The organism is Streptomyces umbrinus, from assembly GCF_030817415.1.
Lineage (GTDB): Bacteria > Actinomycetota > Actinomycetes > Streptomycetales > Streptomycetaceae > Streptomyces > Streptomyces umbrinus_A.
On the sequence record NZ_JAUSZI010000002.1, the window covers coordinates 4240338 to 4255320 of the forward strand.

Sequence of the window (14983 nt, forward strand, 5' to 3'; positions counted from 1 at the left end):
GTCCTGTCAGGCTCCGGTGACCGAAGCCAGGTAGGCGCCCGTCTTCTCCGGGTCGTAGAAGAAGTTCTCGAAGTCCGACGGGTCGTTGAAGCCGTTCGCGAAGCGGTCGGCGACCGGGGGGAGTTGGCCCGCCGCGCCGATCAGGTTGAGGACGTGCTCCGGCGGTGCGCCGAGCATCGCGTTCGTCCACTTGGTCACGTGCTGGGCCGTCTCCCAGTACCGCTCGAACGTGTCCCGCATCCACGTCTCGTCGAACTCCTTCTCGCCGTGCGAGAGGATCGAGTCGAGGTACGAAGCGGCGCACTTCGAGGCCGAGTTGGAGCCCTGGCCGGTGATCGGGTCGTTGGCGACGATCACATCGGCGACGCCGAGGACCAGGCCACCGCCGGGCAGCCGGCCGATGGGGTTGCGGACCGTGGGCGCGTAGCGTCCGGACAACGTGCCGCCGACGTCGGTGAGTTCGACCTTGGTGGCCCGCGCGTACTCCCACGGCGTGAACCGCTCCATGAGTTCCAGGGTCAGGGAGAGGTGTTCGGCCGGGTCCTTGACACCCTGGAAGGCGTCCAGCGGGCCGCCGGGTATGCCCTCCCAGAAGAGGATGTCCGCCCGGCCGGAGGTGGTGAGGGTGGGCATGACGAAGAGTTCACCCACGCCGGGGACGAGGTTGCAGCGCACCGCGTCGTAGTCCGGGTGCTCCGGGCGCGGGCCGAGGCCGTGGACGTACACGACGGCCAGTGCGCGCTGCGGCTCCGTGTACGGAGAGCGGGAGGCGTCGCGGCCGAACATCGACACCAGTTCGCCCTTGCCTGCCGAGACGAGGACCAGGTCGTACGTTCGGGCGAAGTAGTCGAGGTCGCCGACCGCCGCGCCGTGGATGACCAGTTGACCGCCGCGCTGGGCGAACGTCTCCATCCAGCCGGCCATCTTGACGCGCTGGTCGACGGACTGTGCGTACCCGTCGAGCCTGCCGACCCAGTCGATCACGCGCTGGGTCGGGCCGGGGTCGTGCGAGCCGGGGGCGGCGACCGAGACGCCGAGTCCTTCGACCTTCGGGGCCTGGGACTCCCAGAAGTTCACCTGGAGATCGCGCTCGTGCTGCAACGCCGTGTGGAACATGCACTGCGTCGACATGACGCGGCCGGTACGGATCTCGTCCGCCGTGCGGTTGGACATCAGGGTGACCTCGTACCCGTTCGACTGGAGTCCGAGGGCGAGCTGGAGTCCGGACTGGCCGGCTCCGACGACGAGTATCTTCCGCATGCCTGTCCTTCTCTGCGTACGTCTTGTTCCGGTGTCTTGATCCGGTTGTTCCGGCGTCTTATTCCGGTTATTCCGGGCTGACTTCGAGTGCGTGGCCCACGAGGGCCAGCAGGGTCTCGATCGCCGAGAACCTGCTGCGCGCGTCCATGATCATGACAGGAATGTGCGGGGGAATCGTGAGGGCCTCGCGTACGTCCTCCGGCTCGTACTTCTCGCTGCCGTCGAAGTGGTTGACGGCGACGACGTACGGCAGCCCGCAGCTCTCGAAGTAGTCGAGCGCCGGGAAGCAGTCCTTCAGGCGGCGGGTGTCGGCGAGGACCACCGCGCCGATCGCCCCGCGCACCAGGTCGTCCCACATGAACCAGAACCGCTGCTGCCCCGGCGTGCCGAACAGGTACAGGACCAGGTCGTCGTCGAGCGTGATGCGGCCGAAGTCCATGGCCACGGTGGTGGTCAGCTTCTCCGGGGTCGAGCTGAGGTCGTCGGTGTCCTCGCTCGCCTCGGTCATCAACGCCTCCGTCTGGAGAGGCGTGATCTCCGAGACGGCGGTGACGAGGGTGGTCTTGCCGACGCCGAAGCCGCCGGCCACCACTATCTTCGTGGCGATCGGGGCGCGCGTACGGTCCTTCTGCCAGGCCTTCAACTCATCGTCAGGCTCGAGGAGTTGAGGATCCTTTGCGAATTGCGTGTATCGCGAGGCATCTGCGACGCGGGAGGCGTCAGAGACGACGGAGTCCACTCAGCACCCTTTCCAGCAGAGCGCGGTCCGGCTGTCCCGGGCCGTGACCTGTTCCGTACACACGGATCTTTCCCTGGTCCGCCAGGTCGCTGAGGAGCACCCGGACCACACCGAGCGGCATCTTCAGCAGGGCGGCGACCTCGGCCACCGTACGCATCCGGCGGCAGAGTTCGACGATGGCCCGCATCTCCGGCATCACCCGGGTGGAGAGTGAACCATTCTCCAGTTCCGGGCGCTCCGGCGGGGCTTCGAGCGCCGCCACGAACGTCTCGACGAGCAGGACGTGCCCGAAGCGCGTACGGCCGCCGGTGAGCGAGTACGGGCGTACGCGGGCGGGTTTCCTGTCGCCGCCGCGGACCGGGAGTCTGGGCGTGCCGCTCACGTCGTTCACTTGGCCGCCTCCATCGTCGTGGCCTCGATCGACTGCCGCAGCTCGCTGCGGAGTTCGGGGGTCAGGACGTGCCCGGCACGGCCCACGAAGAGCGCCATGTGGTACGCGACGACGCTCATGTCGCAGTCCGGGGCGCCGTGCACACCGAGCAGCGAGCCGTCGCTGATCGACATGACGAACAGGCCGCCGTCCTCCATCGCGACCATCGTCTGCTTGACGCCGCCGCCGTCCATCAGCTTGGCGGCGCCGATGGCGAGGCTGCCGATGCCGGACACGATGGTCGCCAGGTCCGCCGCGGAGCCCCTGGGGCTCGTGCGCTTGTCCGTGGTGCGACGTGCCTGGGCGTTTCTCCCGGGGTCGGAGGAGAGCAGCAGCAGGCCGTCGGAGGAGACCACCGCGACGGACAGGAGCCCCGGCACCTCCTCGACGAGGTTCGTCAGCAGCCAGTGCAGATTGCGGGCTTCACTGCTCAGTCCGAAGGTACTGGGCGCGGTCAACTGCTTGCCTCCTCGACTGTGTCCCCCTTGGTTTCTACGGCATGTGCGGCGGGCTGCTGCAGCCCCGACGTCTGTTCGGCGATCTCCGCTTCGACGTCACGGCGGCCGTGGTTCGCGCCCCGGTGGAAGCCGCCGAGCCTGCGGCGCAGGGCCTCGGCGTCCACGGACGCGTTGCGCGGCCTCGCCGCCGGGGCGGGCGCGGAGATCCTGGGGGTCCGCTTGGGCAGCCCCTTGTCGGTGACCGGCTCGTCCGGTTCCTGCGGTGTGTGCGATTCCTGCGGTGCGTGCGGTTCGTGCGCTGTCTGCGGTTCGTACGCCGGCTGCGGCTGGTGCGGCGCGTCGGGGACGCGGTCGTGGGCGTCCGGGCCGATGGCGTACGGGTCGGTGCTCTTCTGGGTGGGGAGCGTGATGGACGGGGTGGCGGCCTCGGGTTCGCGGGCCTCGGCCTCGGCGGGCTCGGCGGGTTCGGAGAGGCCCTCGGCCGGGGGTACCGGCGCCATGAGCACCATGGTCGTCTCGGGGCCGGTGGCGACGGGCTCGGTGGACCGCTCCTCCTGGGTGCCGGCCTGCGGGCTCGCGTCCTCGTGGGCTTCGTCGCCCGTGTCGTCCGCGTCGTCCTCGCGTACGGGACTGTCGACGAGGGGCGCCTCGCCGGCGTCCCGCAGCGACTCCTCCGCGGCCGCGATCAGCGGGTCGCGGTCCGAACGGGCGTACAGGACATTGGAGTTGACCTCGGCGTCCGCGCCCGGGAGGGAGAGCGCGGGGGCGCCGCCCGCCGTACGGGCGGTGGTCGCCGAGGGGACGGCGACCGCGGGCGCGGCGGCGAGCAGGGACTTGGGCAGGACGACGACCGCCGTGATGCCGCCCTGCCTCTGCTCGCGCAACTGCACCCGTACGCCGTGCCGGTGGGCGAGCCGGGCCACCACGTACAGGCCGAGACCGAGTCCTTCGCCGGTCTCCTGGTCGTACGCGTCCTCGGGGTCGAAGTCCGAGAGGCGGGCGTTGAGCTGGGTGAGCCTGTCGCCGGTCATGCCGATGCCCTCGTCCTGGACGGAGAGCATGACCTCGCCGCTCTCCAGGAGCCAGCCGGAGACCTCGACGGGCATGTCCGGCGGCGAGAACGACGAGGCGTTCTCCAGGAGTTCGGCCACCAGGTGGCTGATGTCGTCCGCGGCGAACCCGGCGAGGTGCGCGTGCGGCGGCAGCGCGGCGATCCGTACCCGCTCGTACCGCTCGATCTCGCTGACTGCGGCGCGTACGACGTCGACGAGCGGGACCGGGCCGGGGTGCTGGTGGCCGTGGTCGGCGCCCGCGAGGACCAGCAGGTTCTCGCTGTGGCGGCGCATGACGGTGGCGAAGTGGTCGAGCCGGAAGAGGGTGGCGAGGCGGTCGGGGTCCTGCTCGCGCTCCTCCAGGCCCTCGATGACGCCGAGTTGGCGCTCGACGAGGCCGAGGGTGCGCAGGGCGAGGTTGACGAAGGTGCCGTGGATGCTGCTGCGGACCTGCTCCAAGTGCGCCACGGCGTCCGCGAGTTCGGAGCGGAGCCGGTCGCGCTCGTCGGCCATCTTCTGGCGCTTGCCGATGAGGTGCTTGCGGTCGTCCTCCAGGGTCGCCAGCCGCTCGTGGGCCGCGAGGGCGTGCGCGTGGAGCGTGTTGACGGAGCGTACGACCTGGGCGAACTCGTCGTTGCGGCCGGTGAACTTGACCGGTTCCTGGGTCGCCGGTTCGGCGGCGAGGCGCGCCGAGCCGAGGCGCAGGACGGCGAGCGGGCGGGTGAGCGAGCGGGCCATGCCCGTGGCGACGCCGACGGCGAGCAGCATCAGGGCGCCGAGGATCGCGATCCGGATCTCCAGCGCGGTGACGTCGTCGTCCCTCAACTGGGCGAGTTCCTTGGCCCGTTGGGTGTTGAGAGAGGCCTCGACACCGCGCATCTGCTCGACGCGGGCGGAGAGCGCGGCGTCCAGCTTCTTGGCGTCGGTGCCGAGTTGGGAGTCGGAGAGGGTGGGCCGGGTCGCCAGGCTCGCGAGGTACTTGTCGGCGGTGTTGACCTCGGCGCCGGTCACCGTGGAGTCGTACGAGGCACGGTCGGTCTTCGGCGCGGTCTCGCGGAAGCCGGCGATCGCCGCCTGCTCACGAACGTTGGACTGCATGGCGGCGGCCGAGAGCGCGTTGCGCTGCTTGGTGTCCGCGGCGGTCGACGTGGTGCTCGTCGTGGGCAGACCCGTGATCGGGTCGGTCTCGGTCTGCGTGGAGGTGGGGACGTTCAGGGCCGCGAGGAGGAGGCCGCGGGTCGCTGCGGCCTGCTGGACCGCGGTGTCGAGCTCGGCGAGGGCGTGCGCGCCGGCGCCCGCGCGGGGCGGGAGCTGCTCGGCCAGTTCCTCGGCGAGGCCGTGGAGTTCGGTGAGGGCGGCGGAGTACGCCTGGTGCGCTTCGAGAGCGGTGTTCTTCCCGGTGAGAGCCGCTCGGCGCACGGTGGCGATGTTGTCGAGGGTCTCGCGGAACGCCGCGGGGGCGTCGGCCTCGACGGCTTCCGCGCGGAGTTCGTCGACCTGCCGGTCGACGCGGGCGCCGCGGTTCTCGGAGGGGCCCTTGCCGTCGGGGCGGCCGGCCGCGATGTAGGAGGTGACCTCGTCGCGTTCGTCGGAGAGCGAGTGGGCGAGGGCCAGCGCGTCCTGCGTGCGTCCGGCGAGCGTCACCAGGTTCTGGGAGTCGTTCAGCTCGCTCGACGCGGCGATCACGGACGGGGCGCCGGCTCCGGCGATCGCGGCGGCCACGACGGCGACGGCGATGATCAGCCGACTGCGTACGTGCGCGGGGCGACCGCGGCCCGCGGGGTCCGGGGTGTTCTGTGCGGTCGGCGAGTTCGGCGTGTGCCCGGAGGCTTCACCCGAGGCCGACTGCCTGCCTTTGCGCCGAGGCCGCATTTTCTGCACCGGTGCTCGCATTCTTGACTCGTGTCCCCATGGGCCCGGGTGACGATCCGTCAACTCGCGTTTCGTCCCGGTACGGCTCCCGACCCTCCCAGTGCCGGTGGGCAGTGGTCGTGCATCGCCTGACCCGCCACACGAAGGAGTGAACATCCCCGAGGAGCGGACCGGCAAGTTCCCGTGGCGCGTGCGACACCCTTGCGCGGCGGGCCGGTTGGACGTCCACAGCGACCGGTGGCAAGATGCGCTGCCACGCTTCAGCGGAGTCGGTGATTCCACCTCAAAACAGGCGTCTGACCTGCCTGTCGGGGGCGATTCGAGGACGGTTGCCAGCCTTTGGCGAAGCTTGTGAAGGCCTCGTGCAGACTGGCCGAATGCGCTCGGAACTGATCTCGGTCCCCGGTGACCCTGCCCGCCCCGACGAGGACTACGCGTCGCTCGGACTTCCCGCCTCCGGACAGGGGGGTTCGCTCGTCGTCCTGGACGGTGTGACGCCACCGGCCACCGACTACGCCTGTCTGCATTCCGTCCCCTGGTTCACAGCCCGCCTCGGCGGATCCCTGCACGAACTGTCCGTTTCACGGCGAGATCTGACGCTGACCGAGGTGCTCGCGCAAGCCATCCTGCGTACCGCCGACGCCCATCGCGCCACCTGTGACCTTTCTCACCCGCGCACCCCACAGGCAACCGTCGTACTGGCCCGCTGGTCCCCGGAATCCGTCGAGTACCTGGTCCTCTCGGACTCGGCCCTCCTCGTGGAATCCCCCGCCGGCGAGGTCACCCCGCTCCTCGACGACCGCCTCTCCCGAGTCCCCCGCGCCACCCTGACCTCCCACACCGCCACGGACGCCACCCTCCGCAACAAGGAGGGCGGCTTCTTCACAGCGGCGGCGGATCCCTCGGTGGCGTCCCGAGCGGTGACGGGAACCCTCCCCCGCTCCGACGTCCGCGCCCTGGCCGCCCTCACGGACGGCGCGACCCGCTGGACGGACAAGTTCCACGAGGGCGACTGGACGGACTTGTTCGCCCTCGTAAGAAAGGAGGGCGGCCAGGCGTTGATAGACCGCGTACGAGCCCTGGAACTGGCAGATGTGGAGCGCAAGTTCCTGGGCCGCTCAAAGCAGCATGACGACGCGACGGTGGCGTACGTGGAGTTGTAGGCCGATCGACGGTGGGCTGCGCGGAGTGTCGGCCAATCGGCGGTGGTCTGCGCGGGGGGCCGGTCAACCGGCAGTGGTCTGCGCGGGGGGCCGGTCAACCGGCAGTGGTCTGCGCGGGGGGCCGGTCAACCGGCAGTGGTCTGCGCGAGGTTGTGAGCCGATCGGGGCTGCCCCTTCAGGCTCGCGACCACCAGGGCGCGCCCCTTCAGGGGCGCGGGGAACTGCGCGACCAGCCACAACCGGCCGGCAGCCGACGAACAACCCCGGGAGGGAACCCGCTCAGCTCTCAACCCCCCGGTTCAGCCGATGCAACAACCGAGCCAGCTCAGCCACTTCCTTCCGGTCCCAGCTGGCAAGCTCCCGTACGTACCGCGCCCGCCGGGCATCCCGCACGGCACGAAACCGCACCCGCCCCTCCTCCGTGAGATGAACGAGCCAGGCCCGCCCATCCGCGGGATCCGGCTCCCGGGCGACGACGCCCATCTCCTCCAGCGCCCGCAACTGCCGCGACATCGTGGCCTTGCCGACACCGATATAGGCGGCAAGCTCCGTCGCCCGCTGCCGCCCCAGTTCCTCCAGCCGCACGAGCAGGCCGTACGCGGAGGACTCCAGGTCGGGATGGACCTCGCGGACCATCTCGCCGGAGGAGGCGCGGGCACGCCGCAGCAGGACGGTCAGCTCGCGTTCCAGCGCCAGGAACTCCTGGTCCACCCCGCCCTGGTCCACACCACTCGCCGGAGCACCGGATTTCGTCCGGTGCCCTTCGCCGTTTCCGCCCTCGTGCACGTCAGCACCCATGACCCGGTTTCCCGATCGTGAAAGTTTCCGCCAAAGACCGCCATTGCCGCAGCTGGGCCAGTATTTCGCAGGAATAGACCAACGGCAGCCTCCGGCCCCTCTTTCCGCCCGGTCGCCGGGGCGCGTAGCTTCGCTGAGAGGCACTCAATGGCATGCCCACGCCACTACCCACATCGAGCACTCTTCGAGCCCACTCGTCGAGCCCACTCTTCGAGCACGTTCCCGCACCTTCGAGCACGCCGAGCCTTCGGAGGCACGCAATGCCCGTGCACAGATCCCGATTACTGCTCGCAGCCCTCTTCTCCCTCGCCTCTCTCCTCCTCACGATCCCGCTCCCGGCCCAGGCGGCCGACGTCCCGCCCCGGGGCTCCGCCCACATGGGAATGGGCGTCATCCCGCACGACGGCCAGGGCGGTCTGCCGACCCCCGGTGACGCCACGCAGACGGAGGGCGTGGACGTCAGCAGCCACCAGGGCAACGTCGCCTGGTCGACCCTGTGGACCAGCGGGGTCAAGTGGGCCTACGTCAAGGCCACCGAGGGGACGTACTACACGAACCCCTACTTCGCCCAGCAGTACAACGGCTCGTACAACGTCGGCATGATCCGTGGCGCGTACCACTTCGCGACCCCCGACACGACCGGCGGCGCCGCCCAGGCCAACTACTTCGTCGACCACGGCGGCGGCTGGTCCAAGGACGGCAGGACGCTGCCGGGCGCCCTCGACATCGAGTGGAACCCGTACGGCGCGGCCTGCTTCGGCAAGACGCAGAGCGCGATGGTCACCTGGATCCGCGACTTCCTGAACCAGTACAAGGCCCGTACCGGCCGCGACGCCGTCATCTACACGGCCACCAGCTGGTGGACCGAGTGCACCGGCAACTACGCCGGCTTCGCTTCCGCCAACCCGCTCTGGATCGCGCGCTACGCCTCGGCGGTGGGCACACTCCCGGCGGGCTGGAGCTACTACACGATGTGGCAGTACACCTCCTCCGGCCCGACGGTCGGCGACCACGACAAGTTCAACGGCGCCCTGGACCGGGTGGTGGCCCTGGCAAATGGCTAACGTGAACAGCGCTCCCGGCCGGGGGTCCGGGGGTTGTCCCCCGGGAAGACACAGCAACGGGGCCCTGGACCGGGTGGTGGCCCTGGCCAACGGCTGACCCGCACCCACAGACACCGAACCCACCCACGATCCGCGCGTACAGGGATACGCGGAAGGCCCGAGCCCCTCATAAAGAGGGACCCGGGCCTTGCGTTACCGGTGGACGCCCGTCACGCCGCCACCGGAACCTCCGTCGCCGCGCCGTTCGTCGCCGGGGCGAGCGCCAGTTCGAGGACCTGGCGGACGTCCGTGACCGCGTGGACGTCGAGCTTCTCCAGGACCTCGGCCGGGACGTCGTCCAGGTCGGCCTCGTTGCGCTTCGGGATGATCACGGTCGTGACCCCGGCCCGGTGCGCGGCGAGCAGCTTCTGCTTCACGCCGCCGATCGGGAGCACCCGGCCGGTGAGCGAGACCTCACCCGTCATGGCCACGTCCGTACGGACCAGCCGGCCCGACAGGAGCGAGGCGAGGGCCGTCGTCATCGTGACACCGGCGCTCGGGCCGTCCTTGGGGACCGCGCCGGCCGGGAAGTGGATGTGCGCACCCCGGTCCTTCAGGTCACCCACGGGCAGTTCGAGTTCGGCTCCGTGACTCCGCAGGAAGGAGAGCGCGATCTGCGCCGACTCCTTCATGACGTCACCGAGCTGACCGGTGAGGGTCAGACCCGACGCGCCCGTCTCGGGGTCGGCCAGCGACGCCTCCACGAAGAGGACGTCACCGCCCGCACCCGTGACCGCGAGGCCTGTCGCCACGCCGGGCACCGCGGTGCGGCGCTCGGCCGGGTCCGTGGCGGACTCGGGCACGTGGTGCGGCCGTCCGATCAGCGCGCGCAGATCGTCGGCGCCAACCGTGAACGGCAGTTCCCGCTCGCCGAGTTCGTGCTGTGCCGCGACCTTGCGGAGCAGCCGTGCGACGGACCGCTCCAGGTTGCGTACGCCCGCCTCCCGCGTGTACTCGCCGGCCAGCTTGCGCAACGCACTCTCGTCCAGGGTGACTTCGGCCTTCTCCAGACCGGCCCGCTCCAGCTGACGCGGCAGCAGGTGGTCCCGGGCGATGACGACCTTCTCGTCCTCGGTGTAGCCGTCCAGGCGCACCAGCTCCATACGGTCGAGCAGTGCCTCCGGGATGGCTTCGAGCACGTTGGCCGTGGCGAGGAACACCACGTCGCTCAGGTCGAGTTCGACCTCCAGGTAGTGGTCCCGGAAGGTGTGGTTCTGCGCCGGGTCGAGGACTTCGAGCAGGGCCGCGGCCGGGTCGCCGCGGAAGTCGGAGCCCACCTTGTCGATCTCGTCCAGCAGGACCACCGGGTTCATGGACCCGGCCTCCTTGATGGCCCGCACGACACGGCCGGGCAGCGCGCCGACGTACGTACGCCGGTGGCCGCGGATCTCCGCCTCGTCCCGTACGCCGCCGAGGGCGACCCGGACGAACTTGCGGCCCATGGCGTGCGCGACGGACTCGCCGAGGCTGGTCTTGCCGACGCCGGGAGGTCCGACGAGCGCGAGCACGGCACCGCCGCGGCGGCCGCCCACGACACCCAGGCCCCGGTCGTTGCGCCGCTTGCGCACGGCCAGGTACTCGGTGATCCGCTCCTTCACGTCCTCCAGACCGGCGTGCTCGGCGTCCAGGATCGCCTTGGCGCCCTGGATGTCGTACTCGTCCTCGGTCCGCTCGTTCCACGGCAGTTCGAGCACGGTGTCGAGCCAGGTGCGGATCCAGGAGCCCTCGGGCGACTGGTCGCTGGAGCGCTCCAGCTTCTCGACCTCCTTGAGTGCGGCCTCGCGGACCTTCTCGGGGAGGTCGGCGGCCTCGACGCGGGTCCGGTAGTCGTCGGACTCCTCGCCCTCCGCCTCGCCGTTCAGCTCGCGCAGCTCCTTGCGGACGGCCTCCAGCTGGCGCCGCAGCAGGAACTCCCGCTGCTGCTTGTCCACGCCTTCCTGTACGTCCTTGGCGATGGACTCGGCGACATCCTGCTCGGCGAGGTGCTCGCGCAGCTGCTCTGTGGCGAGCTTCAGGCGGGCCACCGGGTCGGCGGTCTCAAGCAGCTCGACCTTCTGGGCGGTCGTCAGGAACGGCGAGTATCCGGAGTTGTCGGCGAGCGCGGACACGTCGTCGATGGCCTGGACACGGTCCACGACCTGCCAGGCGGCACGCTTCTTCAGCCAGTTGGTGGCCAGCGCCTTGTACTCCTTGACCAGCTCGGTCACGGCACCGGGCAGCGGGTCGGGCACGGTCTCCTCGACCTGGACGCCCTCCACCCACAGAGCGGCTCCGGGGCCGGTCGTACCGGCGCCCACGCGCACCCGGCCGCGCCCGCGGATCAGGGCGCCGGGGTCTCCGTCGGCGAGGCGTCCGACCTGCTCGACCGTGCCCAGCACACCCGTGTTCGCGTACGTCCCGTCGATCCGCGGAACAAGCAGCACCCTCGGCTTGCTTCCTCCACTGGACCGCGCGGCGGCCTGTGCGGCCTCCACCGCGGCGCGTACGTCGGCGTCGTTGAGGTCCAGGGGCACCACCATGCCGGGCAGCACGACCTCGTCGTCGAGCGGCAGCACGGGCAGAGTGAGCGGTTCGGACGTCAGAGTCATGATCTCCCCTTCGGCATTCAAGTTGAGCTATGCCGACTCAATGCATGTGAGCCTTCAATTGTTCCCCAGGCGCTGTTCGCTGTGAGCGATCGGGTCGCCGAACGCCGGTGAACGTCTCGCCCGGCCGCTGCGTCACAGGTGCGGCGTCGGATTCCTTGTCCGTTCCAGTCGTCTGCCTCGGGGGCATCATGCGGACCGCACAACTGCGTCGGTTGCTCGTCGGCCTAAGCCTGTTCGCCACTGCGGCCGTCGGAGTCACCTCCTGCGGAGACAAGTACGGCGATGCCGGTACACACGACCCGGCTCGTACCGCGGAACGCGCGCGTCAGGTCTCCGACGCCTGGGAGGGCTCGGCGGCGGCGCGGGTGTGGCGTGAGGGCTACTTCCCGCTGGGGGATCCGGTCCAGCTGCCCGAGGGGGCGTTCCACAACGACGCCGACAAGCAGGCGTACCAGAGTCAGAACTTCGAGATCCGCGGCTCGCTCCCCGGCGCCCCGCCGGAGAAGGAGGAGATCCGCTGGCGCGGCGGCGGCTCGCTGGCCGTTCCGGTCGTCTCCGCGCGGGCGGCGTACGAGCAGATCGGCGGGGGTTCCGGTGCGGCCGGTCCGGGGCCCCGGCTCACCGTGACCGGTGCGAAGCTCGGGGAGATGACGATCCACACCAGCCGGGGGACGGCGACGGTCCCCGCCTGGCACTTCACGATCAAGGGCTACGACTCGCCGCTCAAGCGCGTCGCGGTCGTCGCCTCGAAGCTTCCGAAGCCCCCGGTCAAGCCCGTACCGGACCTGACGGATGACCTGTGGGAGCTCGCCGGACTGGACACGGTGTCGCGGGACGGCCGGACCGTCGTGCTGCGCGCCCACCACGGGTCCTGCGACGACGGCCCCGGCGTCGACGTGCTGGAGAGCGCGGACAACGTGGTGTTCTCCGCCTGGATCCGCAACCCCTCCGACGGCCCCTGCACGTCGGACATGCGCATGAAGAAGGTGACCGTGAAACTGGACCGGCCGGTCGGCGACCGCATGCTCCTCGACGCGTTCACGGGCAGGCCCGTGCCTTACGAAGGGTCTCCGTGGTCCCGGTCGTCGTCCTGGAGCTGACCCGGCGAGCTGACCCGGCGCAACAGCGGCCAGGTGGCCACCCCTATGGCCAGCGCCATCGTGTGTCCCCAGTTCGTCATCGGATCCGTGAACGCGATCAGGTCGCCGATGACCATCCAGCCGAACACCGCGAGCACGGTCCAGCGCAGCCAGGGCCTCAGCAGCCCGGCCAGCGCGCCGGCGCTCGTGGCGACACCGAAGCTGATGCCGTAGTCGTAGCGGTGCAGCGAGCTCTCGGGGAGATGCCCGGCGAGGACGGAGAGGCCGACGGGTATCTCGGTGGCCAGCGTCGCCAGGCCATGGCCCAGGAGGAAAACGCCCGCCGTACGCCACCCGCCGATCCGCCGCTCCAACGCGGTCAGCACCAGCAGAAAGGCGATCACGTACGCCGACGTGAGGCCGCCCGCGATCCACAGCGCGCTGGCGACCAGCACACGCACCGGCGACTGCGCCAGATGGGCCACGTCGGTACTGGACGTCTGAAGCACCCGGTCCACCAGGTCCGGGTCCGCGTACTCGGCGACGAGAGAGGTCACCGCGAGGACGACCGCGTACCCGAAGGTGAAGGGGGTCCCGGTGGGTGTGGGGAACAGCCGCCAGGGCCGGACACGGCGAAGGGGCGCGGGCCGGGGCCGGACGCCCCCGGCAGCGGCGGGCGTGCTCTCGACGACGGCGGGCGCACGGACGGCGACAGCGACGTGCGCGCTCTCGACGGCGAGAGGCCGCTGCCGCGGGATGCCGTCGAGCCCGGCGGCGGGAGCGGCGCCCGGATCGGTGGCGCGAACGGCGTAAGGATCGGCGGTGGAGACGGAGGGTGCAGCGGGGGTCGTCTTCTCCGCGCCGCTCGTCACAGGCCTTTTCACGGTGGAGGCTCCTTCCGTCACCCCCACCCTCAGCTTCGCACAGCCTGGCTGTCTGTGACGGGCGCCACCGAAGGGCCGATTCACCTGCTTCTGGCGAGGATGCCCTGGCGTTCACGCCGGGGAGGAATCGCCTCTCGTGATCGCGATGCGGAGCATCGCCGCACCTGTTCCATGCCGGGCGCGGAGTGCTCGCACGGCTGCCCGACGGGGCCAGGAGATGTGAACAACTGATCGATTGGTCGCTGGTGGTGGTGATTCGTCGGCGGTGGGCGTTCGTGTGTGTGGTGGTCGTACTACGGTCCGATGTCATGAAGCTGGTGGTGCAGGTGAAGCTGTTGCCGTCACCGGAGCAGGCGGCGGCGCTGTTGGCGACCCTGGGTGCCTGCAACCGGGCCGCCGACCACGTCTCGCAGGTTGCGTTCGGATCCGGTGTGAAGGATCGCAACGGCCTGCAGAAGCTGGTCTACGCGGATGTCAAGGCCACGTTCGGGCTGTCGGCGCAGCCCGCGGTGCGGGTGGTGAAGAAGGTCGTCGACGCCTACAGCGCGCTCGCGGCCGGCCTGAAAGCCGGGCGGCTGGGCGGTCCGGGGTCCAAGCGGTACCGCAGCGCCGTCGGTTCGCCGGTCGGCTTCCGGCCGGAGGCCGCGCAGCCGTTCGACGACCGGTGCCTGTCCTGGCAGACGGACGGGCGCACGGTGTCCATCTGGACGGTGGACGGGCGGATGCGGGGCATTCGATACACCGGCTCACCGGACCAGCTCAAGACCCTGGCCGAGTACCGCAGGGGCGAGAGTGACCTGGTCCGGCGGGGCGGGAAGTGGTTTCTGATCGCGACCTGCGACCTGCCCGATCCGGAGGTCTACGAGCCGGCTGACTGGATCGGTGTGGACCGGGGCATCGTCAACCTCGCTACCACCAGCGACGGCAGCAATTACCAGGGCCGCCGTCTGAACCGTTACCGGCGCTGGAAGGCCCGCAAACGTGCCGCACTCCAGGCCAGGCGCACCCGTTCGGCCACCCGCCGTCTGGGTGCTCGTGCGAAGAAGGAGCAGCGTCATGCCACGGATGTGAACCATCGGATCAGCAAGGAGATCGTGTCCGTCGCCAAACGCACCGGTCGTGGGATCGCAGTCGAGCAGCTCGACGGGATCCGCGAGCGGGTACGGCTTCGTCGCGACCAGCGGGCCACGCTCTCCTCCTGGCCGTTCCACCAGCTCGGACAGCATCTCGCCTACAAGGCCCGCCGGGCCGGGGTGCCGTTCCTGGAGGTGGATGCGGCCTACACCTCGCAGCGCTGCCCGCGCTGCGGGCACACCGAGCGGGCCAACCGGTCCACACGGGACCACTTTTCCTGTCGTCGGTGCGGCCTCGCTGGGCCCGCCGATGTCGTCGCCGGGGTCAACGTGCGCAACCGCGCACGCTCGGCGTGAGTGTTCGTCACCACACCCGTCTCCGCACCGGCCTGAACGGGCCGGACCGTGGGGAGATGCGACCCGTGACCGTCCCGTCGTAGGGGGCAGTCGGGAGCGCGACAAGGTGTGAACGACCGAGTGCACA

General features: G+C 70.3%; 12 protein-coding genes. 4 read left to right on the plus strand and 8 right to left on the minus strand.

Annotated features, from left to right (window positions below; genetic code table 11):
• Positions 1-6: 6 nt before the first annotated feature.
• From QF035_RS18490 to QF035_RS18510, 5 genes are all read right to left on the minus strand, one after another.
• Positions 7-1260, minus strand: coding sequence for a styrene monooxygenase/indole monooxygenase family protein (locus QF035_RS18490; protein ID WP_307521476.1), 1254 nt, complete (start codon positions 1258-1260; stop codon positions 7-9).
• A 67-nt stretch (positions 1261-1327) separates the two neighbouring features.
• Complete coding sequence (locus QF035_RS18495; RefSeq protein WP_307521478.1) at positions 1328-1903, minus strand: GTP-binding protein; 576 nt, start codon at positions 1901-1903, stop codon at positions 1328-1330.
• 76 nt (positions 1904-1979) lie between these two features.
• The gene (locus tag QF035_RS18500; RefSeq protein ID WP_186001158.1) at positions 1980-2381 is read right to left on the minus strand and encodes a DUF742 domain-containing protein; all 402 of its coding nucleotides are present in this window, start codon (positions 2379-2381) and stop codon (positions 1980-1982) included.
• Between the two features lie 5 nt (positions 2382-2386).
• On the minus strand, positions 2387-2887 hold the full coding sequence (locus QF035_RS18505) for a roadblock/LC7 domain-containing protein (RefSeq protein WP_307521479.1): 501 nt from the start codon (positions 2885-2887) through the stop codon (positions 2387-2389).
• Positions 2884-5811, minus strand: coding sequence for a sensor histidine kinase (locus tag QF035_RS18510; RefSeq protein ID WP_373466676.1), 2928 nt, complete (start codon positions 5809-5811; stop codon positions 2884-2886). The genes QF035_RS18505 and QF035_RS18510 overlap by 4 nt, the downstream gene beginning before the upstream one ends.
• Before the next feature lie 377 nt (positions 5812-6188).
• On the opposite strand from QF035_RS18510, the gene QF035_RS18515 reads away from it, so the two are divergent.
• The gene (locus QF035_RS18515) at positions 6189-6974 is read left to right on the plus strand and encodes a protein phosphatase 2C domain-containing protein (RefSeq protein WP_307521480.1); all 786 of its coding nucleotides are present in this window, start codon (positions 6189-6191) and stop codon (positions 6972-6974) included.
• 279 nt (positions 6975-7253) lie between these two features.
• Here QF035_RS18515 and QF035_RS18520 read toward each other — a convergent pair whose 3' ends face one another.
• Positions 7254-7760 (minus strand): MarR family winged helix-turn-helix transcriptional regulator, encoded by a 507-nt coding sequence (locus tag QF035_RS18520; protein ID WP_307531221.1) that lies wholly within the window; start codon positions 7758-7760, stop codon positions 7254-7256.
• Between the two features lie 272 nt (positions 7761-8032).
• On the opposite strand from QF035_RS18520, the gene QF035_RS18525 reads away from it, so the two are divergent.
• Positions 8033-8836 (plus strand): lysozyme, encoded by an 804-nt coding sequence (locus QF035_RS18525; protein WP_307521481.1) that lies wholly within the window; start codon positions 8033-8035, stop codon positions 8834-8836.
• 209 nt (positions 8837-9045) lie between these two features.
• Here the strand turns inward: QF035_RS18525 and lon are convergent, their stop codons facing one another.
• A complete protein-coding gene (lon, locus tag QF035_RS18530; RefSeq protein ID WP_307521483.1) occupies positions 9046-11463 on the minus strand; it encodes an endopeptidase La in 2418 nt (805 codons plus the stop codon).
• A gap of 188 nt (positions 11464-11651) precedes the next feature.
• Here lon and QF035_RS18535 point away from each other — a divergent pair, with 188 nt between their 5' ends.
• Entirely contained in the window at positions 11652-12563 is a 912-nt protein-coding gene (locus QF035_RS18535) for a hypothetical protein (protein WP_307521485.1), read from the plus strand.
• Here QF035_RS18535 and QF035_RS18540 read toward each other — a convergent pair.
• Entirely contained in the window at positions 12521-13426 is a 906-nt protein-coding gene (locus QF035_RS18540) for a rhomboid-like protein (RefSeq protein WP_307521487.1), read from the minus strand. The two genes, QF035_RS18535 and QF035_RS18540, sit on opposite strands and share 43 nt — an antisense overlap.
• A gap of 308 nt (positions 13427-13734) precedes the next feature.
• On the opposite strand from QF035_RS18540, the gene QF035_RS18545 reads away from it, so the two are divergent.
• Positions 13735-14856, plus strand: a complete 1122-nt coding sequence (locus tag QF035_RS18545; protein ID WP_307521489.1) for an RNA-guided endonuclease InsQ/TnpB family protein — start codon at positions 13735-13737, stop codon at positions 14854-14856.
• Positions 14857-14983: the final 127 nt, after the last annotated feature.